Below are 25,972 nucleotides of genomic sequence, written 5' to 3'. Positions count from 1 at the left end.
GATTCCGATTTTCCTCACTCTCTTATGTTAAGGCTCAGGCCTCTTCTGTCACTCTCTTGTTTCAAGGCGCGGCAGCTTTGCTTGCTCTATTCCTAACCCTCAGTATGCTGCCATACTCTTGCATGGTCATTAAAAAACCACTAGATTGTTGAAAGCAGCCTGAAAATAAGAATACACGCCCTAAATAAGAACTTCCAATCAACAGCGACTCGGCTCATTGGTGATCGAACATCGAATAGCTTAGGCAGAAACAAGACCCAATTGCTCAAGACAGCAGGTCCCAGCTACCGTATCAAACTGTTCCATCTAACAATAATTAACACGAGGCAGGCCTTTTATCCCAGCCGATTTTTCTATTACTTAAGACTGGAAACGTAGTCTCCACCAAAATACTTTTGACTTAATTTCTTCAATGTACCATCTTTTTGGAGGGCCTTAATCCGCCGATTAACAAAGGCTTGCAGCTCTTTACCTTGATCTGTCTTTCCAAAGAGGAGGTATTCCTTACCATCCTTGTTAGAACCGACTTTATCTTGTAACTTGCTGACCGTGAAGTCAAAGCCTTGGTCCTTGGCCGCATAGCTGGAAGAAATTTGGTCGTAAAAGATAAAGTCAATCTTACCCTGATCCAAATCTTGAAGACGTGAAGTGAAGCCAGTTTGACCAGAGACATAATTGACCTTGATTGGCTCTTTATCAGGATGCTGTTTATTCCAATCCTCTAGGGTCTGAGCATAATTTGAACCTGCCAAAGCTTCAGTAGATTTCCCAGAGAGCTGCTCCAGCTTATCATACTTGGTACCAGATTTGGTCACAATAGCATAGTTAGAGACTGAGATTGGATCAGAAAAGAGATACTTCTTAGCCCGATCAGCATTGTAATTGAAGTCATTAGCTGCAATTTGATAGCGATCTGAATCAATGCCCGGCAAAATAGACTCAAATTCGGCTGTCTCAAATTTGAGATGATACTTCTTTGAACCTTTAAAAATAGCCTTCATGACTTCAATATCATAGCCAGTTTGCTTATTATTCTTGCCAGTAAAAGTGAAGGGAGCCGTATCAGAATCTGTTGCAACAATGATATCCTGCTTGGCTGACTCATCCGTTTTAGACGAACAAGCCGTTAAAGTTAAAACAGCTAAACCAAGTACCAAGCCAACTAGAAAAACATTCTTTAATTTCATAGACAGTCTCCTTAAAGTCTTCATCGTGACACTAGTTTAACATGTCATGAATATTTTGAATAATAGGGAATTTCTATCAAGTGATAAATAGATACTATCAAAAAATTAAAAAGAACTTTTTGATGAATAGTTAAGAAACTATTCGAAGGGCAAAATCAGCCGAAACAGCAGATAAAAGGCCGGAAACCTAACCCCAGCCTTCAACCAACATATTAAATTTAAAAACTCTGCTTTTTAGCCTTGCGACTAGCACGGCCCTTGGCTCTGACTTGTGCTCGTCTTTCTCGCTTACGTTTTTCGTCAACCTTCCACTGAATTTTCTTCTTGTAGCCCGGTTTAATTTTTTTCTTTTTCTTCTTAACCAAACCAATCATTTCCGTGTCCAGTTTCTGATAAGATTTTTCACGATTAGCCCGACGGTCACGATCATAGGTATCTTGGAATTCCTCATTTTTAAAGACCTTAGGTACAAAACTAATCCCCATCTTTTCCAGTTCACGAATATCAGTGTCATCACTAGGTTGGTAGAGCGTAATAGCCGTACCAGACAGACCATTACGTCCCGTACGGCCGACCCGATGAACAAAGAAAGATAAATCCTGCGGAATGGCATCATTGATGACATGGCTGACCCCTTCAATATCAATCCCCCGAGCCGCGAGATCAGTCGCTACGATATACTCAAAATCCAAACGTTTAATTTGGTTCATGAGTCGCTTACGCTCCCTTGGCGGAACACCACCGTGAATCTTAGCTACTTTGAGACCATTGCTTAGCAAAAAGTTATGAAGTTCATCCGCCCGCTCCTTAGTATTGACAAAAATCATAGCCAAATAGGGCTGAAGATGGGTCAAAATTTCCAGAAGCTGACTATTCTTATCGCGGCCCTTAGTCGAAATCAGCCAATTATCAATGGTATCAGCAATCACCGTCTGAGTTTTAATTTTTTCAATAACAGGATCTGTCAGATACTTCTTCAGGAAGGGCTGGAGCTTTTGTGGAATGGTAGCCGAGAAGACTAGGAATTGCACATTCTTAGGCAGACTGGCAGCAATCTTATCAACTGTGTCCAAGAAGCCCATATCCATGGTCATATCAGCTTCATCAACAACAAATGTGGAAGCCTTGTGAATATCCAAATGACCTGATCTTATCAAATCATAGATCCGACCGGGCGTTCCAATGACAATCTGAGGCTGCCCAGCCTTCAACTTGTCTACCTGCCGCTGCTTATCCGTTCCCCCGACATAATTGACAAGGCGAATCTCACTATCAGCTTGGTCAGCTATCTGTTTAGCTGCTTCATAAATTTGAGTAGCCAGTTCCCGACTAGGAGCTGTAATAACTGCCTGAACCTGCTTGACTCCTTCGTCTATTTTTTCAAAAATTGGCAATAAAAAGGTGTGGGTCTTGCCCGACCCCGTCTTAGATTCACCAACTAAGTCACGGCCTGAACGGACTACTGGAATCAATTTGGCCTGAACCGGAGTGGGTTCCTTAAAATTCATCTGATCCAAAGCCTGATTAATATAAGCCTTGAAATTATAATCTTTAAAAGTCATACGTCCCTCATTAACTCTGCCTGAGCTCTTTTATACCTTATTTTGCTTATTGACTTAACCCATTATACCAGAAGAAATCTCTGGATACTGTAACAAAGTATCTAGGATACAACTAATAATATAATTTTGTAAATTATTTTGAAGTAGTCACTTTCTACCAAGTAGAAATTTCAAACTCTTTATTATCCCATATTTGAACAGTTTAGGATAATAAGTAAAACTGGAGAATTTCTGTATAACATAGCCATTAAAATTCTGTTTAAACCCCAGTACTCCGTCTGTCCCATCAAAGTTACCTGTCACTCCCAACATATTATAAAATGAAATTCCTTTTTTAATTGCTTTAATCATAGCATACTCCTGTAACAGGGCAGGAGCGTAAAATTTATTGAACTCAACATAGGAACCTGAGTACAGATATACTAATTCTTGCTGAGTATAGATAAATAGACTCCCAGCTAAAACCACATCTTCGTTTCCATATTTTCCTAATAATCTTTTTGCTTCTTCTTCTCTAATTACAAAGGAGTCGTGTTGATCCTCGTATTCTCGCAAACGATTTTGCTTTTTTTTAGACTTAGGACTTTTAAGTAAGTCCTCTCGGAGATCCGCTATTTTCTTGTCTAGTTCTAATTTCTTAGATAGAACATTGGTTAAATAATCATTAAAATTAATAGTTGCAATTGTAAACTCAGCTTTATCATGGAATGAATCATACAAATCTATATAATAATCAATCCCTTTGTTTTCATAACCACGTCTACAAGATGTCACAGCCATAAGCTCATCGAAAACCCCTAACTCATCTCTTTTTAAAATACGTATTTTTATACCAAATGTCTTTGCCTTTTTTAACAGAGAGCGCCCCTTTTTTGAAAAAGATACACTCAAACTATCTTGACTAAGCCCAGCTAAATCCTTTACGTAATGCCAAAAAATTTGTTCATTGGTAAAGCCATTTTGATTTCCTTGATAATGGAACCCAGAATTTTTATAAAGGTATAATAATTGATTATTATCTTTACTTTTTTTTACCCCATCATCACTGTATATCTGGTAGTCTTCATAAGGAAATAAAATTAATTTTAAAATCTTTTCTTTTTTTAAATATCTTTTTAGCCCACCAAGAAATAGTGGGAGATCTTCTAATTGATTATACACAGGTCCGTAATAAATTCCCATATTTTTTCCACCCCAAACATTTTGGAAGTATGTTAAAGCCGCAACCTGTACTATATTATTAGTAACCCATGCAAGATATTTGGTTTCATAACCTCGTCGATCTCTCAAATCAGCCATTTCCACAGATTGTTCATATGAACACTTATCTAATGTTGAGATAAAGTTTGCAAATTCTTCCCGTGTAATTTCTTTAAATATACCATTAAGTTTATTTAATTGATTCAAAGTTATTGAACCTCCACTTCATACTTAAGTGCTCCAGTAATTGTAGACCTAACTGACTATATTATATTACAATCAGCGAAATATTTCACCTGTTTTTGTCTCTATTCTGAAGTGTTTCTGAAATATATTTAAAAAATCTGAATTTTTACTTGTAAACGCTTTCTTGAAATGCTATACTAACATCATAGAAATAAATAATAAAATTGGAGGAACTTACTATGAATAACTTATTCAGAAACCAAAAACAACGATTTTCGCTTAGAAAATACTCATTTGGCTTAGCCTCAGTCCTGATAGGCTTGACACTTTTTACTGCTCCTACAGTTTTTGCAGATGAACAAGGTACTGTCTCTCCTCAACAACCTTCTTCAACTGCACAAGCAATCAAAGAGCCTGATTCTATTTCTATAAGTGAAGTTGAACAATCAGAAAATGAAAATAATCAGGTGTTAGTCTCCGAAGAGAAAGCACCCAATATCGAAGAAAGTTCAGACCTAGGAAATAACATTGAAAACAGCCCCTCCTCAAGTCCTGAAATAGAAAACGGCTATATTCAATCTGGAAATGAGAATAATATGGATAATCAAAATTCAGAAATAGCCAATAACGTTAACAGTGAAAATGATTCAGTAAATTCTAATAACACACAGGAAAACGTAGAAGTGAATCCAGAAAAATTGGATAGCGAAGAAAATATTACCGTTGAGACTGCTGACATTAAAACTGAAACAACATCTACATCTGTAGGAATTAAACGAGCTTCTGCTGGTGCTACTGTATATGCATATACAAAGCCAGTGGATGGGAACATCTCTGCTGGATTTAATGGTTACCCAGGACATGGTGGTATTGATTATGCTGTTCCAGATGGAACCCCTGTAAGGGCAGCAAGAGATGGTGTAGTAAAATTCGCTGGAGATGGGAGCAATCACAGCTGGATGACTTGGTTAGCTGGTAACTGTATTTTAATTCAACATAGTGATGGAATGTACACAGGTTATGCCCATCTTTCATCAGTAGCAGTTTCAGCAGGCAATCAAGTCAAGCAAGGACAAATTATTGGGTACTCTGGTCACACAGGATATGTGACTGGTCCCCACCTCCATTTTGAAATGCTACCAGCAAACCCTAACTTTAACAATGGATATTCTGGCCGTATTGATCCAACTCCGTATATTATCAATGCTCCTTATTACTCGGGAGGAGGAACAGATACAACCCCTTCTACTGCTAATAATTTAAAAGTATATAGAGTAGATGATATCCAATTTATAAATGGAATCTGGCAAGTTAAGTGTGATGCTCTCGCTCCTACTGGTTTTACTTGGGCAGATAACGGCATTGCTGCAGCTGATATAGATGAAGTAGACAGCAATGGAAATAAAACTTCTGATCAGGTTCTTCAAAAGGGCAGTTACTTTGTTATTAATCCAAGCAATGTTAGAAGTGTTGGAAACCCATTAACAGGAACCGGCGGTCTTGCATGGGCTCAAGTTGGATTCGCCCATGGTGGTTACGTCTGGCTAAGGGTTAATAGCCGAGACAATTTACTTTATGGTAAGTAAGAATTTTAATCTATAAATCAAAACCACCCGTCAAACGGGTGGTTTGAACCAGGGCTATAAGCCCAGATAACCAGCCAGCGCCTAAAGACGCTGGCTTTCACCTTGTTCAAGCCTCACTGCTCTTGACTCGTCACAAACCTCTCAAAGAGGTATTGGTATTACTTGCCATTATCCCTAAAGGGATCTTCATATTCTTTCACACTCAGTTTATCAAGTGCGATATCATGCTTTTCCTGTTCTTGAATATATTTCTTTATTGTGGCTTCGTTAAGTCCAACTGTACTGACATAGTAACCTTCCGCCCAAAAATGCCGATTCCCAAACTTATATTTGAGATTGGCGTGTTTGTCAAACATCATCAGAGCACTCTTACCTTTTAAATACCCCATGAAATAAAAATGCTCGTATCTTTTTCATAAGGCGAGCATTTCTTATATCCCAATTATCAAAAGGCCCTGTCCCCAGTGTCTCCTAAAACACAGGGCAGCAGGGCCTTTGCTGTTGATGAATCTCGTTTAATCTAACAATCTAGGCATCTGTAATCTTGATAAACGGAGCACCGATACCACTGGTATCAATCGGGTCATGACTTTGTTCATTCCAAAGCTGACTCACTGAATACCAGCCAGAGAGTCCAGAAGTATAAGGATCGGATACATGGGTACTACCATTGTTGTAGCCCTTGAGAACCAATTCATGACTGCCATTTCTGACAAAGACACTATTCTGCACAGCGGCCAGAACATGATAGCCTTGCGATAGGGCTGTTTGAACCTGACCTAAGCTTCCCAGAGGTGTCGCAACCAGACCCCAATGACTAGCAGCTTGTAGGATCCCTTGACCACTGGTTCCGTCAAAGTTCTTGTTGAATTCATTAGTATTGTTGTAAAGGTAGTCGGCCACTTGGTTCGGGGTAACTTCTTGGCCCTTGAGTGAGCTGATAACCATTGCTAAATCAGTTGGTACGCAGCCTGTTGGGCCAAGATATCCGCGGCCATATTTCAGACCAGACCAGCGGCCATCTCTTTGATTGTAATAAGGTGTGTCATAGTTGGACTTATTAACTTGGAAATCATAACCGGCCAAAGCAGTCATCTTATCTCCAAGTCGTTGATAAACATGGGCATGATAGGTTCCAGTACCATTGTGGTTTTGAGTATTGACTTGCAGGGAAGCCTCTAGGTTGGAACGGTTCATCTCATACCAAATGATATCATCCTGATCATGAGTGTCCGACCAAACAGCCACTAGAATATCACCATTACTGGGAACATTATGAGCCGTGATCAGGTAGTTTCCAGTTCCCTTATAGGTAGTGGTTACCGTTACCTGCTCCCTATTCTCATTAGCTGGCACCTCATAAGTTGTTCCCGTGACACCAACCAACTGATTATTGTTGTCAACATAGTATAGATGAACCATATAGGTACCCGTCTCATACTGATGCTCAGACAATTTCACAGTCACTTTATAGCTATTATCGGCCTGTTTACTAGCATCATACCAGATAATATCATCTTGGTCACGATTGCTGGTCCAAACAGGAACCTTAACCGCTACAATACCGTCACTGTTTGACACATTTGTGATCAGGACATCAAAACCATCGGATGTCTGATTTTGAATGGCAAGGGTTCCGGTCACCTGTTTATCCATCTTCTTAGTTTCTGAACGATGCTGCTGACCGGTTATACCGACCAGCTTGCCATCATTCTCTAGGTAATAGAGATGAATATTGTAGAGTCCAGTCTCATTCTTATGGTCGGACACTCTGACGGTTACCTTGTAGGTCCCATCAGCTTGTTTAACGCCATCATACCAGATGATATCATCTTGGTCGTTCCTATCTGTCCAGACGGGCACCTTAACCGCCTTAAGTCCTTGGCTGTCGGTGACATTCGAAACGATGACATCAAAATCCCCGTTATCCTTGTTACTAAAGGAGAGGCTTCCGGTTCTGGTAATTTGAGGTTCAGCCACCTTAACCTGTTGAGCGGCGACTCCCTTCATAGCTCCATCAGTTTCGACATAATACAGGTGGATATTGTAGGTACCGGTTTCATTCTTATGGTCAGACAACTTAACGGCTACCTTATAAGTACCATCTCCCTGTTTAACGCCATCATACCAGATGATATCATCTTGGTCGTTCCTATCTGTCCAGATAGGAACCTTGACGGCTAGGATTCCCTTACTGTCTGAAACATTGGAAATCCTGACATCAAAGCCTTGGCTGGTTTGGTTTTCAACACTGATCTGTCCGGTCCGTTTGGATTCTGATGGTTGAGAATTGGGCAGCTTATCCAGCATGACATAGCGGCGGATACCGCTGTAAGAGACATAAGAGATCCACTTGTAGCCATCGGCCTTGAGTTCCTTATCATAGTTAACCCCTTCTCCTTTGGTAAAGGTGAACTCTGTCTTAGCGGCTGCTCTGGCCTCATTTTTAACCGAGACTTCCCGATCGAAAGTGTAGCGCTGCAGGGTTGGAAAAGTAGTTTCGCTGTCTCCTGCTGACTGACCGTCTGTCTTAGGCGCTGGAACTTCTTTAACCTCCAGCTTAGCAATATTGGCATAACGGCGAATACCACTGTAAGACTTATAACTCAGCCATTGATAGCCATCTTGGGTGAGCACTTGATCGTAGTAAACACGGTCACCGGCGTTAGCATAAAAGGCCAGAGGAGCGCTGGCAGAGGGGCTATTCTTAACCTCTGTACGCTCTGGATAGGTATAATAGCCTGAGTTTGGGATATCTTTACCAACCGCTTGAACTGTTGTCGCCACAGATGCCCTCGTCACAGCTGGGCTTGCTTGAGCCGGTGCTGAACTCTCACTCTGCTGAGCCGTAACACGAACCGTTGATTGTACTGCAGGCTGAGCGAGCATAGCATCGGTCTGGGTGGCAGTGTCCACCCTAGCTGGCGCTGCAGTAGCTGTCACAGCATCTGTAGGAACCACATCAGACGTTTCTGACACAGTCTGAACCGAAGCCTGACCGTCTTGAGGCAAAGGCAGCTTGTCTGAAGGACCTGCGGGGTCACCAACGTCTGCTGGAGAGACGGCACTATTGCCATCTTGAACGGGCTGGTCAGCAACGGTGGTTTGAACCGTTTGGTCTTGAGGCTGACCCGCTGGCACTGCTTGTTCATCAGCCAGTGCTTGACCGCCGAAGAATAAGCTGGCACCGATTAAGACCGAGGCTGCACCAAAGGAATATTTACGGATAGAAAAACGTTGCCTTTCATTCAAAATGGAAGCTCTTTTCATGGATTAATCTCCTTTCTTACTAAGATATCTCTTCATTAACATTGTAGATCAATATCTAGGATTATTATAACAAAAAAGGAAAACGATTTCAATATATAACTGTAATTTTTGTTATATCTTTGTAACATTACGTTTATCCCCCATGCTAAGGATAAAGCCCAGAACAATAAAAATAGCATAAAATCAACACTTACCAGCAAAGATTTCATACTATTCACACTATTAAAATAAAAATTTGATTGTAACTCAGCAACTCACTCTAGTAATAAACTGCGACTATGGTAACAAATTTCTGCTGTCATTTAATCACCAGCCAGATGAAAAGGGCTACCAGACTAGAGCAGGCACCAACAGTCCAGAGAAAGGCATCTACCTTCCATTCGCTCCATTCTTTTCCTTGACCAGACAGGCCGCCCAGCTCCAAATGATGGTGGAATGGAGTCATCCGAAAAATCCGGCGACCTTCACCATATTTTTTCTTAGTAGCTTTGAAATACGCCACCTGTAACATAACAGAGGCTGTTTCAAAAACATAAACCAGACCAATGATAAGCAAGGTCCATTCTTGCCGCAGAGCAATGGAAATCGAAGCCAGCATAGCTCCTAGAGCCAGACTGCCGACATCCCCCATAAAAACCTTGGCAGGCTTGTGATTGAAGACGAAAAAGCCTAAAAGCGCACCAATCATGATAATAATAATCAAGAGAATATCCGCTTGCTTTTGCACATAAGCCATGACACCATAGGCTAGCAAAGAGATCACCACCGAAATTGAAGCCAAGCCATCAATTCCATCGGTCAAATTGACCGCATTGGAAAAACCAACAACCCAGAAAAGGACAAAAGCTAGGTAGAAGACACCAATGTGAAGTTGGAAGCCAAAAATATTGATAGCGTCTGTTCCGCTGGGACGCACATGGGTAAAATAGAAAATCAGACCAGCCAGAATTTGCAAGAGCATCTTCTGCCAGGGTGTTAAACCTTCGTTAATTTTCTTGAAAATCTTTAAAAAGTCATCCAGAAAACCGATGATGCCATAGATAACCACGACCGAAAGGATGCCAGCTGTTGCCCCAAAGGCAGCCCCACGAAAAAGACTTAGGGTAGAAAAGGCCAGAGTCACCACGGTTGCTACGATGATGAAAACTGTTCCCCCCATGGTGGGAGTCCCAGCCTTGGCCAAATGCTGTTTAACATCCTCATGTGTCTGCTGTCCCGCAATTTTCTTAGCCTGATAAAACTTAATAAAGAAGGGCATACCGACTACCGTCAAGATGAAGGCAATCAGACCTGCTAATAATATGGTAAACATCTTAGTCTCCTAGTGTAATTGTTAATTTTTTAACATTTTTCAGCTTTGAACCTGAGTCAATATTCTGCTTGGTAACGGTTCCTGAACCTTTAAATGTTACCTTGATTCCCATCCAGTCAGCAAAGGTTTTGACATTAGCCTTGGTCCAACCGTACATATCAGGCAGTTCTTGGAGCTTGTCCGTCAGAATCAAGACTTGACTGCCCGATTTCACATCACTGCCGGCTTTGACTGAAGTCTTTTTGACCTTACTGCCATTTCCCAAAGATACCACATGGACTAGATTTTGCCGCAGGGTAACAGCTGCATCGCCTGCACTCTCTCCATTAAAATTCGGCATCTTATAACTGGTTTCTGAAGAAGCCTGCGAGCTGACTGAGGTTGATGACAATTCATCCTGCATCAGCATAGCCTGTTCCAGTACTGGATTGACAACATCAGCCCAAAATGTTCCGCTAAAGTTTTCAGGTTTTTTCAGGGTTACATACATGATAAATTTAGGATCATCGGAAGGAACCATGGCGACAACAGAGTAGATATAACTGTGCTCACCCTGCTCGTAACCTCCGTCATCAGAGGCATACTGAGCTGTCCCAGATTTTACGGCTACAGGATAGTTGCCAACTTGAATAATTGGAGCACCAGTTGAAGCAGAATAAAGCGTTCCGTATGTAGGATCCGTTCCGACATTAACCATGTAGTCGCGAGTCTGACTGGCAGCATCTGCCGACACAGGATTACCAACGACTTCAGTCGAACCAACTCGGCTGGTATTATCATCCGAATCATAGATCTGACTGATAAATCGAGGCTCCAGCATGATACCATTATTAGCAATAGCACTAAAGGCACGCAGCATTTGCGTTTCTGTGACAGACACCCCTTGCCCGAAGGCAGACATAGCCGCAGTAACCTTATTGTCCAAGGAAACTGAGCCGGAAGCCTCATCATCCATTCCAAAGCGGGTTGGTAGGCCAAAGCGGAATTTTGAAAGGTAGCTTCCCCAAGTAGAATCCCCCATTTGTTGCTCCAAAATAGTCATTCCCACATTGGACGAATAAGCAAAGCCTTGCGCCAAAGTCATGGTCTGACCAGATGATGTTCCCTGATTGACTGCCCAGTCATTGATCGTCGTATCTGCAATCTTGATCCCATCACCATTGTAGTAGGTCTGGTTGGCATTGAAGGCTCCCTCATTCAGAGCCGACGCCAGCAGCATAACCTTCATGGTTGAGCCGGGTTCATAATTACTACCATAGAGCATATTGAGCCAGTTATAGCCTTCATCCTTGCTCATCCCCTGTAAGGTATCAGCATTATAAGTTGGCCGTTGGGTCGTTGCCAGAATTTCACCTGTCTGGGCATTGACCAAGGTAGCACTGGCATCTGTGGCATTACCGACCTTTCCCATAAAGGTATCCATCTGAGTTTCCAGATAGGTCTGCAGAGTAGCATCCAAAGTCGTGTAAACATCCCGGCCATCTATGGTTTTCTTGACATTTTTTCCTGTCCCAAATTGAATATTGCCATTTTGGTCCTTTTCATAGGTGACTTTACCATCTGTTCCCGATAGAATGCCGTTCATGGAAGCCTCCAAACCAGTCGCTCCGACTAGAGTAGAATCCCCCTTCTTGCCATTTTTACTTTGGGCAATACCAATGAATTCCGAGGCAAACGTTCCGTTAGGATAGAGCCGACTGGCACTGGAATCAAAGTCAACCCCTTTAATACCGGCATCCTTGGCCGCATCAGCGATAGCCTGCATGGTCGAATAAGACAAATTAGTTCCCTTAGATCCAAAATAGACCTGAGTCAGCTTTGGCTGATTCAACTGCTTTCTAATATAATCTTTTTCCATGCCAAGCTGTTGATTGAGAATATCGGTCAACTTATCAAAGTCTTTATTTTGGACATAAAGTTTTTCACCTTTAGCTGAGACATACTTTTTATCAATAATGGCATAAACGGTATAAGTGGTCGAGTTTTCAGCAATCACATTACCATTACGGTCATAAATGGTTCCCCGCTTGGCAGCCTTGGTCACTGTTGTCTGGTAGACATTTCTCGCCTTGGGAGACAGTTTAACACCAAACTTAGAATCCGTGCCGATAATAACCGCAAAATTAATGATAAAGATAAAAAAGATGACAACCGTAGTAATCATCAAATTCTGGCCAACCCGTTCTCGGTTAGCCCGCGGTCCTCGTCGGTCTTTTGTCACATAAGACAAAAAGCGATTGATCAATTTTTTCATGCCTTACTTGTTACTCCCAACATTTCCAAGATTAGAGTTATCAATGTTAAGCCCAGCTTTTTTAGCGATGTCAGCAATGCGATCAGAGCGGGTCAGCTCATTGACCTCTTGCTTAGCATTATTCAGATCCGTTTCGGCATCAGAAATCTGACTGTTAATCTCTGTGATATCCTGCTTGACTTGTAAGTTTCGACTCTGCAAATAGATAATTCCCACAGCCATTAAAACAGCAGTAATAATAATAGAACCGTAAAAAGCCAGCTCAAGCCTAGAAAACTTTCGGAATCGTTTTTGAAAAGCTTCTCGAACCGCTCTTTCTTCCTGTTTATTATGAGCCATAAATTATTCTCTACTTTCGAATTTTTTTAGCAACCCTCAGTCTGGCCGAGTGAGCCCGGTTATTGGCTGCCAGCTCCTCTGAAGAGGGTAAAATAGGTTTACGATTGACCAGAGCGATCTTAGGCTGCATCTCCTCTGGAATAAAAGGGAGTCCCTTAGGCACTTCTACCGTCGAAGCTTCTTTAAAAAGCTGCTTGGTCAAGCGGTCTTCTAAGGAATGAAAAGTAATGACCGAGATTCGACCATCCAAAGCCAAGAGCTCCAGAGCCTGCTGGATGGATTCATCTGCCGCCCCTAATTCATCATTGACCTCAATCCGAATAGCTTGAAAAATCTGCTTAGCCGGATGTCCCTTCTTTTTCAATTCCTTGGCTGGCTTGGCCGACTTGATAATATCAGCCAGCTGAGTCGTTGTTTCAATCGGTTTGACTTTCCTAACCTGCTCGATTTTTCTAGCAATCTGTTTGGAAAACTTATCTTCTCCATATTTAAAGAAGATTCTTACCAAATCCTGATAGCTGTAGGTATTGACAACATCATAAGCCGACAGATCAGCATCCTGATTCATTCGCATATCAAGAGGGGCATCCTGCTTATAGGAAAAGCCCCGCTCTCGCTGATCCAGCTGGGGACTGGAAACCCCCAGATCGTAAAGGATACCATCAATTTCAGTCACACCATACTCAGCAAGACGCTCCTTGAGGTTGCGAAAATTATCATTAATGAAGGTCACCATTCTCTGATCGACATAATCTTTGAGCTTGGTCTGGGCATTATCAATAGCAGTCTGATCCTGATCAAAACAGTAAAGATGGCCTTCTGAGCTCAACTTTGACAGTAAATAAGAACTGTGCCCAGCCCCGCCAAGTGTGGCATCAACATAGATTCCATCGGGCTTTAGGTCCAGCATATCCACCGTCTCATGTAAGAGCACGGTCACATGGTGAAAGTCATTTGTCATAACTTTTATTTTACCATAAATATAACAGATATGCCCAAGTATTTAACAAGATACCATGCCTTTAAACATTCTCAAGGAAAATAAGAAAGCCGATGTTAAAACATTAGACTTCAAAAGAAACTTTTTCTAAAAGGGTCTAGGCGACTTTGATGAAAAAATTCAAGATCAATGACTTCTATATGATCTCACCAAAAAAAGCCTGGGACAAAAGTCCAGACTCGTTAGCATTGTGCTAGATTGACGCAGTGGTTGGGAATAAGACTTGTTAACTATGACCCTGCACAGTTCATGAGGTGCTTTAGCACCAATGAACCACTGCTGATTGGTGGCCCTTATCTTGGGGCACAGTCACATTTTCGGACCTCCTCTAACAGTCTGGGGAACTATTGGAGGTTATCTAATGTGATGAACTTTGTTCATCTTATTTCCAAGCTCAAAAGGTCTCCCAGACCTTCTGAGCTGTGAGGAGATGGCTCCAGTGGACTTTGACAGTCTGGGGATAATTGCCAAAGCCTGTTACCTAAAAACAGGAGGGTGACCGAACTCTGAGCCTTAAAACAAGAAAACGCAGAAAATCAAAATCGTGATTTTATTACGATTTACTGATTGAGTCCCACTCTCTAATAAACTAGCTTATTCCCTGATTTGGCCTTGACCGTTGATATAGAACTTAGTTGAGGTCAAAGCTTCAAGCCCCATAGGACCACGCGCATGCATCTTCTGGGTAGAAATACCAATCTCAGCTCCCAGCCCAAAGACAAAACCATCGGTGAAGCGGGTTGAGGCATTGACATAGACCGCTGCAGCATCAACCTGTTCCTGAAAAGCGTCAGCAGCTGCGATGTCCTGAGTAATAATACTTTCTGAGTGATGGGTAGTGTAGGTATTGACCCAATCGATAGCTTCCTCTAAGCTATCGACAATCTTAACCGATAGAATATAGTCCAAAAATTCCGTCGCAAAATCTTCAGGTTGAGCAGGAACTGCCTCCGGCAGCAGAGCAAGAGCTCTGTCATCTGCCCGAAATTCGACAGGATGAACTTCCTTAATGGCTAAGGCTAACTTAGGAAGAAATTCATTTGCTACAGCTTGGTGAACGACCAGACTTTCTGCAGCATTACAGACACTAGGACGCTGAGTCTTAGCATTGATAACAATCTTAGTCGCCATATCCAGGTCAGCTGTCTGATCGACATAGATATGAACATTACCGACGCCAGTTTCAATCACAGGCACCTTGGCCTTATCTTTAACTGTCTGAATCAAACGAGCACCACCACGAGGAATCAGCAAGTCCAAATATTCAGTTGCCTGCATCAGTTCCTCAGCTACAGCATGGCTGGTATCTTCAATGAGTTGAACGATATCAGGGTTTAGCCCCGCTTCTCTCAAGGTCTGGCGAAGCACATCAACCAAAACTTTATTAGAATGAATAGCATCGCGGCCGCCTCGCAAGATAATGGCATTATTTGTTTTAAAAGCTAGACTAAACGCATCGACAGAGACATTAGGACGACTTTCAAAAATCATCCCAATCACACCCATAGGCACCCGCTTCTGAACAATTTTTAAACCATCCCTATTGGTAAAACCTTGAACAACCTGACCGATAGGATCCTGCAAATCAGCTACTTGGCGCAGCCCTTCTGCCATCGCTTCAATACGGTCAGCCGTTAAGCGCAGGCGATCCTCCATAACCGCACTGATACCATGTTCCTTGGCTAAAGCTAAATCTTTAGCATTTTCAGTTAAAATAGTTTCTTCGGCTTGCAGCAAGGCTTGAGCTGAGGCCCCAAGGACTTGATTTTTTTCAGCAGTACTCAAGGACAGCAAGTCCCGACTGGCCTGCCTAGCTCTCTTTCCTAAATCTTCAATGACTGTCATAGACTGCTCCCTTCAAAAATTCCTTAGGCCAATAGCTATTATTCTTGCTTAAACCAAGTACCTAACCTCTCGCCTGCCAAGAGCCGTAAGATATCCCGAGGATTCTCACCATTCATCAGAACCATCTGACCCTTATTTTCAAAAACTATCTGGGCCGACTGCACCTTACTGAGCATGCCCCCCGTACCAAATTTACTACCAGCTCCGCCGGCAGAAGCAAGGATGTCATCAGTAATTTCCGTCACTCGGTCTCGCAAGACCGCATCTTCATAAATGTTAGGATTCTTGTTGAAAAGACCATCAATATCCGAAAGCATGACTAACAAATCGGCATTAGTAATGTTTGTAACGATAGCAGAGAGGCGGTCATTATCACCAAACTTGGTCTGATGGTCCATCTCTTCAATACTGACAGCATCATTTTCATTGACAATTGGGACAATACCCATCTTAATTAAGGACTCAAAAGCATTGGTAAAGTTTTCCAGACTCTCCGGATAGACTATCACATCCCGCGTTATCAAGAGCTGACTAACCGTGGTTTGGTAGTGAGAAAAAATTTGAGAATAAAGACTCATCATGGCCACCTGACCGATACTTGAAACTGCCTGTTGCTGAGCGATTTCCGCTGGTCTTTTATCCTTGCCCAAAACATTAAGGCCAAATCCCATCGCTCCCGAAGACACTAGAATAACTTCCTTGCCTTGATTCATCAAGTCAGAAATGACAAAAGCCAACTGGTCAATTTTATTGAGATTAATTTTTCCATTAGGCAAAACAAGCGAGCTGGTTCCTACCTTGATAACCAGTCGCTTTACGCCTGTAAAATTACGTTTCATACCATTAATTATACACTAAAAGGGAGTGGGAAAGAAGTCATAAATTCAAAGAATTAGACTTCCCTCACTCCCAAATTTCAAGATAACAGGCTGAAATAGTCCAATGAGCCCTTTCACTCTTTTGTTAAACAGACAAAAGATTATTTTGACCCATCACATACCTAGCAAAGTGAATCAATAATTCCCGTTTTATCGACATGCAATAGTACGGCTTGAAAAAATACACTTTAATCCAACTGTTTCCAGAAAGTGCGGTTGATTCGGTATTGAAGAAAAGCAAAGATGAGGAGGCTGAATCCAACGACGACTAAACCAGCAGTTAGTCCACCTAAGAAGTAAATTAAAATAATTGTAATAACAGTAGCGACTCCCCCAACTAGCAAACTAGCTAGCATTATTCCAAAAATAAACCATTGACCACCGCCCCGATTAATCAATTGGGTGAGATCCTGCCAATTAAGAACAAGATTGTGATAATCTCTGCGATACATATACTGCCCAAAGACCAAAGATGATAAAGTAAACCCGAATAAAAGAGCTAAGAGATTGACTAAATTAATATGAACTAGCAGACCTATCACTAAGTAAACCAATAAAAGAGGAGCTAACTGAGCAATCGCTAAGATAGCAAACTTTTGCTTCAAGAAACCCTTAAAATTAACAGGTAAACTCTTTATGATGAAATAGTTTGTCTTTTCCAAAGATATCCCGACAGCCAGAAATGTTGAGGGCATTGAAATTAAAGCGCCCAAAGCTAAACCAATCACCCAAGGAACTCCAAAATAAACGCCAGAAACATTTGATAAAACAGAAACGTTTGACAAAGCACTAGCCCCAAAGGCAAAAGGGAAAATCAGAGGCATAAGGAAAGCCTGAGAAATCAGAGTACCATCTTGTAGTGTAGAAAGATGGTGGCGAAACCAGAATTGATTTAGACTTCTTGACTGACCGCTATCACGTCGCTTAGTACGCCCCTGATTTGGATTAGCAAAAAGAGTTTCTTGGTAGTAACGAGGATACATTTTCTTTATCAACCAAACCAAACAGATAAGAACAAAGACTAAAGGGAGGACAAAATTAAGGACAGTAGGCAAACTAAGAGGATGGGTTAAAATGTCATTATAGCCTCTAAACACAGGTATTTGTGGGATAGAAACAACTACCTTTTTTCCTTCCCGTAAAGCCGTTGATTGACTATTTGCCCAAAACCAAATAGCTACTGCACTAATTGAGGTTATGGTCAAAAGAATAGTTGAAAAAAGCTTACCATGAGAACTCTTAATAGCTACACGACCAATCAAATGGTTGAGAACTAGACCAAGAGTAAGACTTGAGATACTTGCTAGAATAAAGAGAATTATGGCTGGAATAAGCCCTACAGGCCCATAAAGTTGCCAAGTAAGACAAATTAATAAAGGCAGAATTGGTAAAAGAAAAGTCCCAACCAGACCCAGAGTAGAAAAAATCTTAGCCAGATAAATATCTTTAGGGCTTAATGGTAGATGAGCATAAAGTTTCAAATCATTACTTCTGTAAAAAATAGAGAACATAGCTCCCAAACCATTCATGACTGACATACAGAAGAAAGCTGCAAAATACTGAGAGAATAGACCAGGATAAGTCTTAAAATCATAAAAAGCGAAAGTAAAGGCAAAAAGAACTGTCATCATTGCCATTAAAATCACTTGCTGTCTAATGACACTCTTATAAGCTGTGATATTTTTACCAGGATTCTTCTCGCGCTTTTTCTTTATCTGAGACAAATTTTGCGGATTGGAATAAAGAATATTGATCTTTATCAGTTCCCAAATATTAGACCAACTCATAGACTTGCCTCCTCATTATCAAGAGAAGAATCTGCTTCTTCAGCATTCCGACCGGCCATCTCCAGATAGATAGTTTCCAAATCTTTTTCAGGATGATTGGCCTTGAGTTCTTCAAGTGTACCAACAAAAATCAGTTTCCCTTGTTTGAGAATACCAATGCGGTTACAGAGCTGCTCTGCCACTTGCAAGACATGGGTGGAAAAAAGAACTGTATTGCCTGCCTGAGCGTGCTGTTTCATCATTTCCTTGAGGTCATAAGAGGCTTGAGGATCAAGTCCGGTCAAGGGTTCATCCAAAATCCAAATATCTGGATTGACCACCAAGGCTCCTATAACGATAACCTTTTGTCGCATCCCGTGGGAAAAGCTGTCAATAATATCATCTTGCTGCTGGGTCAGGTCAAAGACTTTAGTCAAATCCGCGATCCGCTGTTCAACTTGACTGTCTGCCACACCATAGATTTTCCCTAGAAAATGCCAATATTCACTAGCTGATAGATTGAGGAAAATATCAGGAGAATCGGGAACATAACCAATTTTCTTTTTAATGGCATCCCGATTAGCGGACAAGACCTGACCATCAACCACCACATCGCCATAAGTTGCTTCGATAATCGACGTCAAGATGGAAATCGTCGTCGTTTTCCCAGCCCCATTATGGCCAATCAAACCAAAAATTTCACCATTATTGATGGTCAAATTGAGATCACTGAGCGCTTCTTTATCACCGTATAGTTTCGAAACGTGCTGAAATTCAATCATAAATTACCTCCTACAAGGAAAAGCAGAGCGCCTTTCCGCCAATCCAAGCAGGACTGGCCTTTTCCAAAATCAGAATAACAATACCTTTATACATCAAATATTGTACTATAAGTATATTACAAAGCCATTGTAAGGGATTTACTAAGTCTTGTCAATGCTAATTCACCAGAAAGCAAAGCAGAAAACTTCAAAAGTCGTGCAATAGCACGAATACGAGTGAAACAAGATCAAAAATGACAAAGATCTGATTTCAACTCGTTCATCAAAAGAGAGAGCCAAACAGCCAAAAGCTTACAGAGCCATCATGTTATTAAAAGTATCAACTTCACAACTTATAGGCGTTCCTCTCAATATAAAAAGCTCACCCTAAGATGAGCTTAATATCTCAATGATTAAAGAGAGTTGTAGAGAGCAGTCGCATGATCAACGGTGAAGCCATACTCTTCAAAGATCTTACCTCCCGGTGCCGAAGCTCCCCAAGTATCAATGGTCAAGGTCTTACCTGCTAGACCGACATATTTGCCCCATCCGAAGCTAGAACCAGCTTCAATCGCCAAACGCTTGGTTACAGCCGCAGGCAGAACACTTTCCTTGTAAGTAGCGTCTTGCTCGTCAAAAATATTTTGAGCTGGCATAGAAACAACCCGAACATAAGTACCTTGAGCTTCCAGAGCAGCCTGTGTATCCAAAGCCAACTTCACTTCAGAACCGGTCGCAATAATGATACCATCCAAATCACCCTTGGCTTCTGAAAGAACATAGGCTCCCTTGTTGACACCATCTGCCGCCTTTTCTTTGGTACCTTCTAAAACAGGCAAGCCTTGACGGGTTAGAACTAACATGGTTGGGCGGTCAGTTTCAGCCAAAGCCCTCTGCCAAGCTGCATTGGTTTCATTACCATCAGCTGGACGAATAACATTGAGATTAGGCATAGAACGAACACTAGCCAATTGTTCAACAGGCTCGTGAGTAGGACCATCTTCTCCAACAGCAACTGAATCATGCGTCATCACATAAATTGCTGGCAAGTTTTGCAAAGCAGCCATCCGAACAGCTGGTAGGAGGTAATTTGAGAAAACGAAGAAGGTACCACCGTAGACACGCGTACCGCCATGCAGAGCAATTCCATTCATAGCTGCCGCCATGGCAAATTCCCGTACACCAAACCAGATATTGCGGCCGGCATAGTTATCTGCCTGAAAATCAGTTTCAGCCTTAACCATGGTATTGTTAGAAGCCGATAAATCAGCCGAACCACCCCAGAAATTAGGAAGCTGCGCTGAGATTTGCTGAATTGCAGACTGACTAGAAACCCGGCTAGCCACTGCTGTACCAAGCTCATGAGCTTCCAGCTCAACGGACTCTGGCTGACCGGCAAAAGCTGCCTTATACTCAGCTGCCAGTTCAGGGTAAGCTTTTTCATATTCACTGAACTTGGTAGCCCAAGCATTTTCAGCCGCTTCACCGCGGAATTGGATTCCAACTTCAAAACGCCGTTTAACTTCGTCCGGTACTGTAAAGGCTGGATAATCATATCCCCAAGCCTTCTTGGCATAGTCAACGCCTTCTTGCCCCAGCGGAGCACCATGGACAGCAGACGTTCCTTGCTTTTCCGCCCCGAAACCGATGACAGTCTTAACTTCAATAATCGATGGTTTATCTTTTTCAGCCTTAGCCGCCTCGAGGGCTGCCTCAATAGCTTCCAAATCATTGCCATCTTTAACTAAAATATGCTGCCAGCCGTAAGCTTCAAATTTGCCCTTAATGTCTTCGGTAAAGGCCATTGAAGTTGGGCCATCCAAGGAAATATCATTGGAATCATAGAGCAAGATCAGCTTGCCTAATTTGAGGTGACCAGCCAAACTTGCTGCTTCTTGGCTAACCCCTTCCATCAGACAGCCATCACCACTCAGGGCATAGGTGTAATGATCAACAATATCAAAATCAGGCTTATTAAATTTAGCAGCTAGATGGGCTTCTGCCATAGCCATACCAACAGCATTGGCAATCCCTTGCCCCAGAGGACCAGTTGTTGCTTCAACACCATCGGTATGTCCCACTTCTGGATGGCCTGGCGTCTTGGAACCCCATTGTCGGAAATTTTTCAGATCATCCATGCTGACAGCATAACCAGATAAGTGCAAGAGACTGTAGAGTAGGGCACTACCATGACCAGCTGATAGAACAAAACGGTCGCGATTGCTCCATGAACGGCTGGTCTTTGGATTAACATTCATCACATGATTCCAAAGAACATAAGCCATTGGTGCAGCACCCATTGGCAGACCAGGATGACCCGAATTAGCAGCTTGGATAGCTTCAATCGACAGTGAACGGACGGTATTGACCGCCAATTGATCAATATTATCAAACGACATGACTGGAACGACCTTTCTATATAAAAAGTAAATAAGAACCTACATTTGCTATTGTATCATAAATAAATCAGATATTCTGAAAACGGTTATAAAAAGTTGTAAAAGACAGTAAGGTTATATGAGCTTCTCATTTCACCCTAGATTTAAGGATTATTCTTATAAGTGGAAGTGATTCAATCTTTTTTGAATGCTTTTATTGTTGTTTTGAACGCATATATGATATATTAGTGCATGAAAAACCTCAAGTTCGAGTTGTACGTTAGACCTAATGGAAAAAACGAATTTCTAGATTTTTTAGAAGGATTGCCGCAAAAAGATAAGAATAAGTTACTAACGATTATTGATCAAATTCAATCTTATGGTTTACTTATCTCTCAAAAAATGGAGTGGGTCAAACGATTAGATAATGAAATTTTTGAAATACGCTCAAAAGTTTCTAGTAATATTCAACGTGCCTTATACTTTCACGTCGTAGACAATCGTTATATAATTACACATGGTTTCACTAAGAAAACTCAAAAGACTCCAAAAAGTGAGATCCAACATGCTAAGCAACTCAAAATAGAATTTGAAGAAAGGGAGAAAAAGAAAAATGACAACCGTGAAATTTGATGATTTTTTAGCAGAACAACTCAAAGACGAAAAGTTCCAAAAAAAAAATATTTACAAGAAAAAAAGAGGATGGATAACGCCGTAGCTCTTATGCTTGCAAGGGAAGCACAAGGATATAGCCAGCGAGAACTGGCAGAACTGGCCCATGTGCCACAATCAACAATAGCACGGATAGAACGCGGAGCAAACACCAGCATTGATACATTATCAAAAATTGCATTAGCATTAGGAAAGGAATTAACTATCAATTACTCATAGAAACAAAAAAGACCATGACGGTCTTTTTTTGTCTGTCACGCATAGGGAAGAGAAAAGCCCTAGACTAATACTCTTTAAAAATCAAAATAAATCATCGCTGACTTCACCTTGCCGTACTTCAGTACTGTCTACGATTTCTCGTCTTGTCCTATTTTTATTTTATTTAAACCAAATCGCTCTGAAAATATCGCAAAGACTGAAAGTCCATGCAATTAAAAAGCCAACCCTCACTAGCATAGAGGGTTGGCTCAAATTTTAAATCGAACTTTTTAATGATTAAAGCTAAGGCTCAGGAACCGCTAATCCACCGAGAGCACCTACAGCACTTCCTGCCTCTGCCCCTATAATACACCAGCAATTGTTCCAATACGCTTATCAACACCCCAAGCATCTGCAATGCTCGCTCCTCCACCTCAAGACTAACTAGCGTCAATGAACAGACTTTTCAAGCATGAAAAAACACCCCTGTATCTAGGAGATTAACAGAAGTGCTTTTCATATCTGATTTTAATTAAAGTAAATAATTTAAGCCACCACCAACAGCTCCACCAGCCAATCCTGCTGCGCCAGCAACAAAAGCTCCTCCAGCAGCCCCTGCAAGAGTTCCTGCCGGTCCAGCAGCACTTCCTGCGAGAGCACCATTAATAGCTCCGCTAACTAATCCTGATGCACCACCAACATCAGCCCCTACAACGGTTGCATCAAGAAAATCCCAAAAACCACCACCTTCTACGGCAGCTAAGTCAACCATTCCTACTGTTTCAAAATCATTAAACACAAGTGTGTTCATAAGAAATTCTCCTTTTCTTTTTTCGTTAAGCACTTTTACTTAACGGAACTTAGCTTAACATAATTAGTTTCAGATGAAAATACAGTTGAGTTTGATTTAATGAAATTTCAAACTAACCATTACAAACTTAAAAAAATTCTTTTTTTTTTCATTTTCATTTATTCCAGATAACAAAAGTTACTTTCTCACCTATCCTGATACCCTTGTCAACCGATCTCATAGAAACTAGACGGAACATCAGCTGAAGCTCTCACGTGCTTAAAAATAGTTTGCAATGCCCCTTAAAATCACTGTTAACTTATAAAGTATTTCTAGTGAAAATCCTCAGTAGTTTAATAAATACCCCAAAAATACCTCAAGTATTAGACTTTCCGCCCAATTTTTAAGATACCGTTCATAAGTTCCACCTTCCTTAGCATGAGTAGAAGCCCCTTACCTAAGAAACTTCTCAGTCAAATCCTGTCGGGTCTCTATTACAGCCTTTTTCCAAAGATAGCATGCAAGTCTGAGACTTTTATGAGCTTTCTCGAGCCCTTATCACTAAAATTTCTCAAGCGAATATTGTTGTGTCGTGCTTATAAAAAAACATCTGAGTACTGAGACGATGAAATCTCCCACACTCAAATGGTTCATAAAATCCAGGACTTACCAAACTTAATAACATTGATTGGCTAACCTAAAATCAGCTATGTTTACTCGAGAGCCTTTTGAAGTAAGTGATAATTTTTTTCCTGAGAAGTTGACCTTTTCAACTCATCAACCAGTGGTCGATTTGAAAGAAGCTTAAGTAGATCTTTCATAACCTGCAGATGGCTTTCATTATCCACAGCAGCCAGAAAAATAACCAGGCTAATCTGACCCAAAGCTGTCTCAAGTGGCTTTGGCAACGTAGCTAAACCTACTCCTATAGCATTAACACCATTAGGATAAGCATGGGGCAGTAAGACTCCCGGAGCGATTAAAAAATTTTGCAAGTTTCGATCCAGACTTTCTAAAACCTGATTAATGTAACTCACTTCGATAATATTTTTTTCCGCTAATGGCTTAGCCACTGTCTCAACCGCCTCATGCAAATTGGATACATTTTCAAGAACAAGAACGAACTCCTCTTTTAAGACATCATTTAAACCTAGTTTTTCAGAAAGAAGTTTGCTATCTCCTAGCTGAGGAGAAAGGTACTGAAACAGTTCCTGTCGCAAAGATGTTTTGTTGTGAACGATCGCATATTTTTCGATAATCGCCATCAAATCATCTACACTCGGTAGCCTAAAATAAGAATTTCCTACAGTCTCATAAACCCGCTTGACCAGACGATACTCTTCATCGGCAGTCATGACAGGGTTAACAATGAAAACAGGCTTATGCATGTGATAAATCGAAGCATTACTGGCCGTAGAAAAAATAATATCAAAATCACCATCAGCCACGGTCATCATTGTCTCCATGTCCATCGGTCCCAGCAAACCCATTTCAGTAAATAAATGGTCTAATTTTTCAAACAGGATGGCCGAACTGCCCACACCATTCGTACAGACAACCAGCGCTCTGATTGAACGATGATGAGTCTTTCGCTGATTCTTCGTCAAGATGGAAGCAAAGTGCATCGTCAAAAAGGCCAATTCTTCATCTGGGACCACAAACATTTTTAAACTGTCTGTCTCTTGTAAGGCCCTTTCAACAAGATAAAAAATACTAGGATATTCTGACTTTACCTTATCAACCAATATATTGTTGATGGGTAGATGAAACAGCAAACGATAATAAGTTGGCCTTAAATGGCTATAGATTTGCCCTACGATATTGGACCATTCCATAAAATGAATCCCAGATAAGATCTGAAAATGAGTGACCATTGCCTCTGTCAGTTCTAAAATTTTCGCCCTATCTGGTGAATTAAAATGAATATCGCCTACTGATTCCCCCAAAACCAAAGCGGATAAAAAGGAACTTTCTTTAGGACTTTTTATGTCTAGACTTTTTAGTAAGGCTTGAACAAAATGATACTCTTCAAAATCTGAGAGCGCAATCTCTGAAAAATCGGTTCCTTGATAGAATCCCTCTCTTAAACGATTCAGAGTCAAAACAATAAAATAGGCTAGCTCAACCATCCGGCTTTCTACTAGACGGAGATGGTAGGACTGCTTCAATAAACGGATTTTTTGGACAAGAGTTTCAACGTTCTCAGTCTTAAATCTTGACATGTAGACATCGTAGATAATACTATTATCTTCTTCAATATCTTTTGTTAACCATTCAAAAAGCAGATTTCTCAACACTAATTCATCCCCCAAGAGATGGTAGCCTTTATCCCTAGAATAGGCTAGAGTGATACCCTTGACCTTTAAACACTTTTCCAAATTTTTCAAATCAGCCAGAGCAGTTGTCTTGCTAACCCGTAAGTCATCCACAATATCTGCTAAGGAAATATAGTCCAAATCAACGGCAACTAGCATCAAATAAAGAAACTTCTGCCTCTCTCCATTATTCATTATATAATTCTTCATTTGAGAGGTAGTGAGCAGCTGCGACAGGAAATCCAACTGCTTATCGGTGAGTTCGAGCTCCCGTCCCAGATAAGAAATCGGTGAAATCTGATTTTCTCGAAAGAGTTCATTTAATCGATCTAGTACGTACGTAATTTGCCGACGCGACAAGCCTAAATAATTCTCTAAGACAGCTAGGCTGCTTCGTCTTTCCCTGATAAAAAAATTAGCCAGATCTCTTAACCGCTTATCAAGCATACTTTCCCTCCAACCTTTGATGCAAG

Annotated in this window: 17 protein-coding genes and 3 pseudogenes; 4 read left to right on the top strand and 16 right to left on the bottom strand. The window is 41.3% G+C overall.

The window, feature by feature from the left end:
* Positions 1-356: 356 nt before the first annotated feature.
* The 3 genes from ACFSN5_RS01660 to ACFSN5_RS01650 all read right to left on the bottom strand — a co-directional run bounded on the left by ACFSN5_RS01660 (position 357) and on the right by ACFSN5_RS01650 (position 4,156).
* The gene (locus ACFSN5_RS01660) at positions 357-1,187 is read right to left on the bottom strand and encodes a transporter substrate-binding domain-containing protein (RefSeq protein ID WP_165212621.1); all 831 of its coding nucleotides are present in this window, start codon (positions 1,185-1,187) and stop codon (positions 357-359) included.
* Between the two features lie 218 nt (positions 1,188-1,405).
* Positions 1,406-2,749, bottom strand: coding sequence for a DEAD/DEAH box helicase (locus tag ACFSN5_RS01655; RefSeq protein ID WP_165329320.1), 1,344 nt, complete (start codon positions 2,747-2,749; stop codon positions 1,406-1,408).
* 147 nt (positions 2,750-2,896) lie between these two features.
* The gene (locus ACFSN5_RS01650; RefSeq protein ID WP_241154256.1) at positions 2,897-4,156 is read right to left on the bottom strand and encodes a peptidoglycan bridge formation glycyltransferase FemA/FemB family protein; all 1,260 of its coding nucleotides are present in this window, start codon (positions 4,154-4,156) and stop codon (positions 2,897-2,899) included.
* 218 nt (positions 4,157-4,374) lie between these two features.
* On the opposite strand from ACFSN5_RS01650, the pseudogene ACFSN5_RS01645 reads away from it, so the two are divergent.
* Positions 4,375-4,482 (top strand): annotated as a pseudogene (locus ACFSN5_RS01645) (YSIRK-type signal peptide-containing protein); the annotation flags it as partial.
* A gap of 390 nt (positions 4,483-4,872) precedes the next feature.
* Positions 4,873-5,721, top strand: coding sequence for a lytic exoenzyme target recognition domain-containing protein (locus tag ACFSN5_RS01640; protein ID WP_346773314.1), 849 nt, complete (start codon positions 4,873-4,875; stop codon positions 5,719-5,721).
* Between the two features lie 158 nt (positions 5,722-5,879).
* Here the strand turns inward: ACFSN5_RS01640 and tnpA are convergent.
* The 11 genes and pseudogenes from tnpA to tkt all read right to left on the bottom strand — a co-directional run.
* A pseudogene (gene tnpA, locus ACFSN5_RS01635) lies at positions 5,880-6,113 on the bottom strand (IS200/IS605-like element ISSsu4 family transposase); the annotation flags it as partial.
* A 136-nt stretch (positions 6,114-6,249) separates the two neighbouring features.
* A complete protein-coding gene (locus ACFSN5_RS01630; protein ID WP_165329318.1) occupies positions 6,250-8,991 on the bottom strand; it encodes a GBS Bsp-like repeat-containing protein in 2,742 nt (913 codons plus the stop codon).
* Positions 8,992-9,289: 298 nt separating this feature from the next.
* Positions 9,290-10,303, bottom strand: a complete 1,014-nt coding sequence (gene mraY / locus ACFSN5_RS01625) for a phospho-N-acetylmuramoyl-pentapeptide-transferase (protein ID WP_165329317.1) — start codon at positions 10,301-10,303, stop codon at positions 9,290-9,292.
* Between the two features lies 1 nt (position 10,304).
* Positions 10,305-12,557 (bottom strand): penicillin-binding protein PBP2X, encoded by a 2,253-nt coding sequence (gene pbp2X, locus ACFSN5_RS01620; RefSeq protein WP_165329316.1) that lies wholly within the window; start codon positions 12,555-12,557, stop codon positions 10,305-10,307.
* A 3-nt stretch (positions 12,558-12,560) separates the two neighbouring features.
* On the bottom strand, positions 12,561-12,896 hold the full coding sequence (gene ftsL, locus ACFSN5_RS01615; protein ID WP_165212103.1) for a cell division protein FtsL: 336 nt from the start codon (positions 12,894-12,896) through the stop codon (positions 12,561-12,563).
* 10 nt (positions 12,897-12,906) lie between these two features.
* Entirely contained in the window at positions 12,907-13,857 is a 951-nt protein-coding gene (rsmH, locus tag ACFSN5_RS01610) for a 16S rRNA (cytosine(1402)-N(4))-methyltransferase RsmH (protein ID WP_165212101.1), read from the bottom strand.
* Between the two features lie 633 nt (positions 13,858-14,490).
* Positions 14,491-15,741 carry a glutamate-5-semialdehyde dehydrogenase gene (locus ACFSN5_RS01605; RefSeq protein WP_165329315.1) on the bottom strand — a complete coding sequence of 417 codons (1,251 nt, stop codon included), beginning with the start codon at positions 15,739-15,741 and terminating at the stop codon, positions 14,491-14,493.
* Between the two features lie 38 nt (positions 15,742-15,779).
* Positions 15,780-16,580, bottom strand: a complete 801-nt coding sequence (gene proB, locus ACFSN5_RS01600) for a glutamate 5-kinase (protein WP_165329314.1) — start codon at positions 16,578-16,580, stop codon at positions 15,780-15,782.
* A gap of 227 nt (positions 16,581-16,807) precedes the next feature.
* Entirely contained in the window at positions 16,808-18,406 is a 1,599-nt protein-coding gene (locus ACFSN5_RS01595; RefSeq protein ID WP_165329313.1) for a hypothetical protein, read from the bottom strand.
* Positions 18,403-19,167 (bottom strand): ABC transporter ATP-binding protein, encoded by a 765-nt coding sequence (locus ACFSN5_RS01590; RefSeq protein ID WP_165329312.1) that lies wholly within the window; start codon positions 19,165-19,167, stop codon positions 18,403-18,405. Before ACFSN5_RS01590 ends, ACFSN5_RS01595 begins: the two co-directional genes overlap by 4 nt.
* 392 nt (positions 19,168-19,559) lie before the next feature.
* Positions 19,560-21,545, bottom strand: a complete 1,986-nt coding sequence (gene tkt / locus ACFSN5_RS01585) for a transketolase (protein WP_165329311.1) — start codon at positions 21,543-21,545, stop codon at positions 19,560-19,562.
* 231 nt (positions 21,546-21,776) lie between these two features.
* Here tkt and ACFSN5_RS01580 point away from each other — a divergent pair, with 231 nt between their 5' ends.
* Positions 21,777-22,157, top strand: coding sequence for a type II toxin-antitoxin system RelE/ParE family toxin (locus tag ACFSN5_RS01580; protein ID WP_165329310.1), 381 nt, complete (start codon positions 21,777-21,779; stop codon positions 22,155-22,157).
* A pseudogene (locus ACFSN5_RS01575) lies at positions 22,138-22,415 on the top strand (helix-turn-helix domain-containing protein). Before ACFSN5_RS01580 ends, ACFSN5_RS01575 begins: the two are co-directional and overlap by 20 nt.
* A gap of 511 nt (positions 22,416-22,926) precedes the next feature.
* On the opposite strand, the gene ACFSN5_RS01570 reads toward ACFSN5_RS01575, so the two are convergent.
* Together ACFSN5_RS01570 and ACFSN5_RS01565 are read right to left on the bottom strand one after the other, a co-directional pair.
* A complete protein-coding gene (locus tag ACFSN5_RS01570; protein ID WP_165329309.1) occupies positions 22,927-23,205 on the bottom strand; it encodes a hypothetical protein in 279 nt (92 codons plus the stop codon).
* 692 nt (positions 23,206-23,897) lie between these two features.
* Positions 23,898-25,946: a BglG family transcription antiterminator gene (locus ACFSN5_RS01565; protein WP_165329308.1), complete on the bottom strand. Its 2,049-nt coding sequence runs from the start codon at positions 25,944-25,946 to the stop codon at positions 23,898-23,900.
* Positions 25,947-25,972: the final 26 nt, after the last annotated feature.

Source organism: Streptococcus tangpeifui (assembly GCF_044503215.1).
Taxonomy (GTDB): Bacteria; Bacillota; Bacilli; order Lactobacillales; family Streptococcaceae; genus Streptococcus; species Streptococcus tangpeifui.
Note: the sequence above shows the minus strand (reverse complement) of the source record. Positions and strands in the feature narration are given on the sequence as shown.

Coding starts and splice junctions, on each gene's coding strand:
- pbp2X (WP_165329316.1), bottom strand. CDS start 12,557: ATGAAAAAATTGATCAATCGCTTTTTGTCTTATGTGACAAAAGACCGA.
- ACFSN5_RS01580 (WP_165329310.1), top strand. CDS start 21,777: ATGAAAAACCTCAAGTTCGAGTTGTACGTTAGACCTAATGGAAAAAAC.
- ACFSN5_RS01660 (WP_165212621.1), bottom strand. CDS start 1,187: ATGAAATTAAAGAATGTTTTTCTAGTTGGCTTGGTACTTGGTTTAGCT.
- proB (WP_165329314.1), bottom strand. CDS start 16,580: ATGAAACGTAATTTTACAGGCGTAAAGCGACTGGTTATCAAGGTAGGA.
- ACFSN5_RS01655 (WP_165329320.1), bottom strand. CDS start 2,749: ATGACTTTTAAAGATTATAATTTCAAGGCTTATATTAATCAGGCTTTG.
- ACFSN5_RS01590 (WP_165329312.1), bottom strand. CDS start 19,167: ATGATTGAATTTCAGCACGTTTCGAAACTATACGGTGATAAAGAAGCG.
- ACFSN5_RS01630 (WP_165329318.1), bottom strand. CDS start 8,991: ATGAAAAGAGCTTCCATTTTGAATGAAAGGCAACGTTTTTCTATCCGT.
- rsmH (WP_165212101.1), bottom strand. CDS start 13,857: ATGACAAATGACTTTCACCATGTGACCGTGCTCTTACATGAGACGGTG.
- mraY (WP_165329317.1), bottom strand. CDS start 10,303: ATGTTTACCATATTATTAGCAGGTCTGATTGCCTTCATCTTGACGGTA.
- ACFSN5_RS01605 (WP_165329315.1), bottom strand. CDS start 15,741: ATGACAGTCATTGAAGATTTAGGAAAGAGAGCTAGGCAGGCCAGTCGG.
- ACFSN5_RS01570 (WP_165329309.1), bottom strand. CDS start 23,205: ATGAACACACTTGTGTTTAATGATTTTGAAACAGTAGGAATGGTTGAC.
- ftsL (WP_165212103.1), bottom strand. CDS start 12,896: ATGGCTCATAATAAACAGGAAGAAAGAGCGGTTCGAGAAGCTTTTCAA.
- ACFSN5_RS01595 (WP_165329313.1), bottom strand. CDS start 18,406: ATGAGTTGGTCTAATATTTGGGAACTGATAAAGATCAATATTCTTTAT.
- tkt (WP_165329311.1), bottom strand. CDS start 21,545: ATGTCGTTTGATAATATTGATCAATTGGCGGTCAATACCGTCCGTTCA.
- ACFSN5_RS01565 (WP_165329308.1), bottom strand. CDS start 25,946: ATGCTTGATAAGCGGTTAAGAGATCTGGCTAATTTTTTTATCAGGGAA.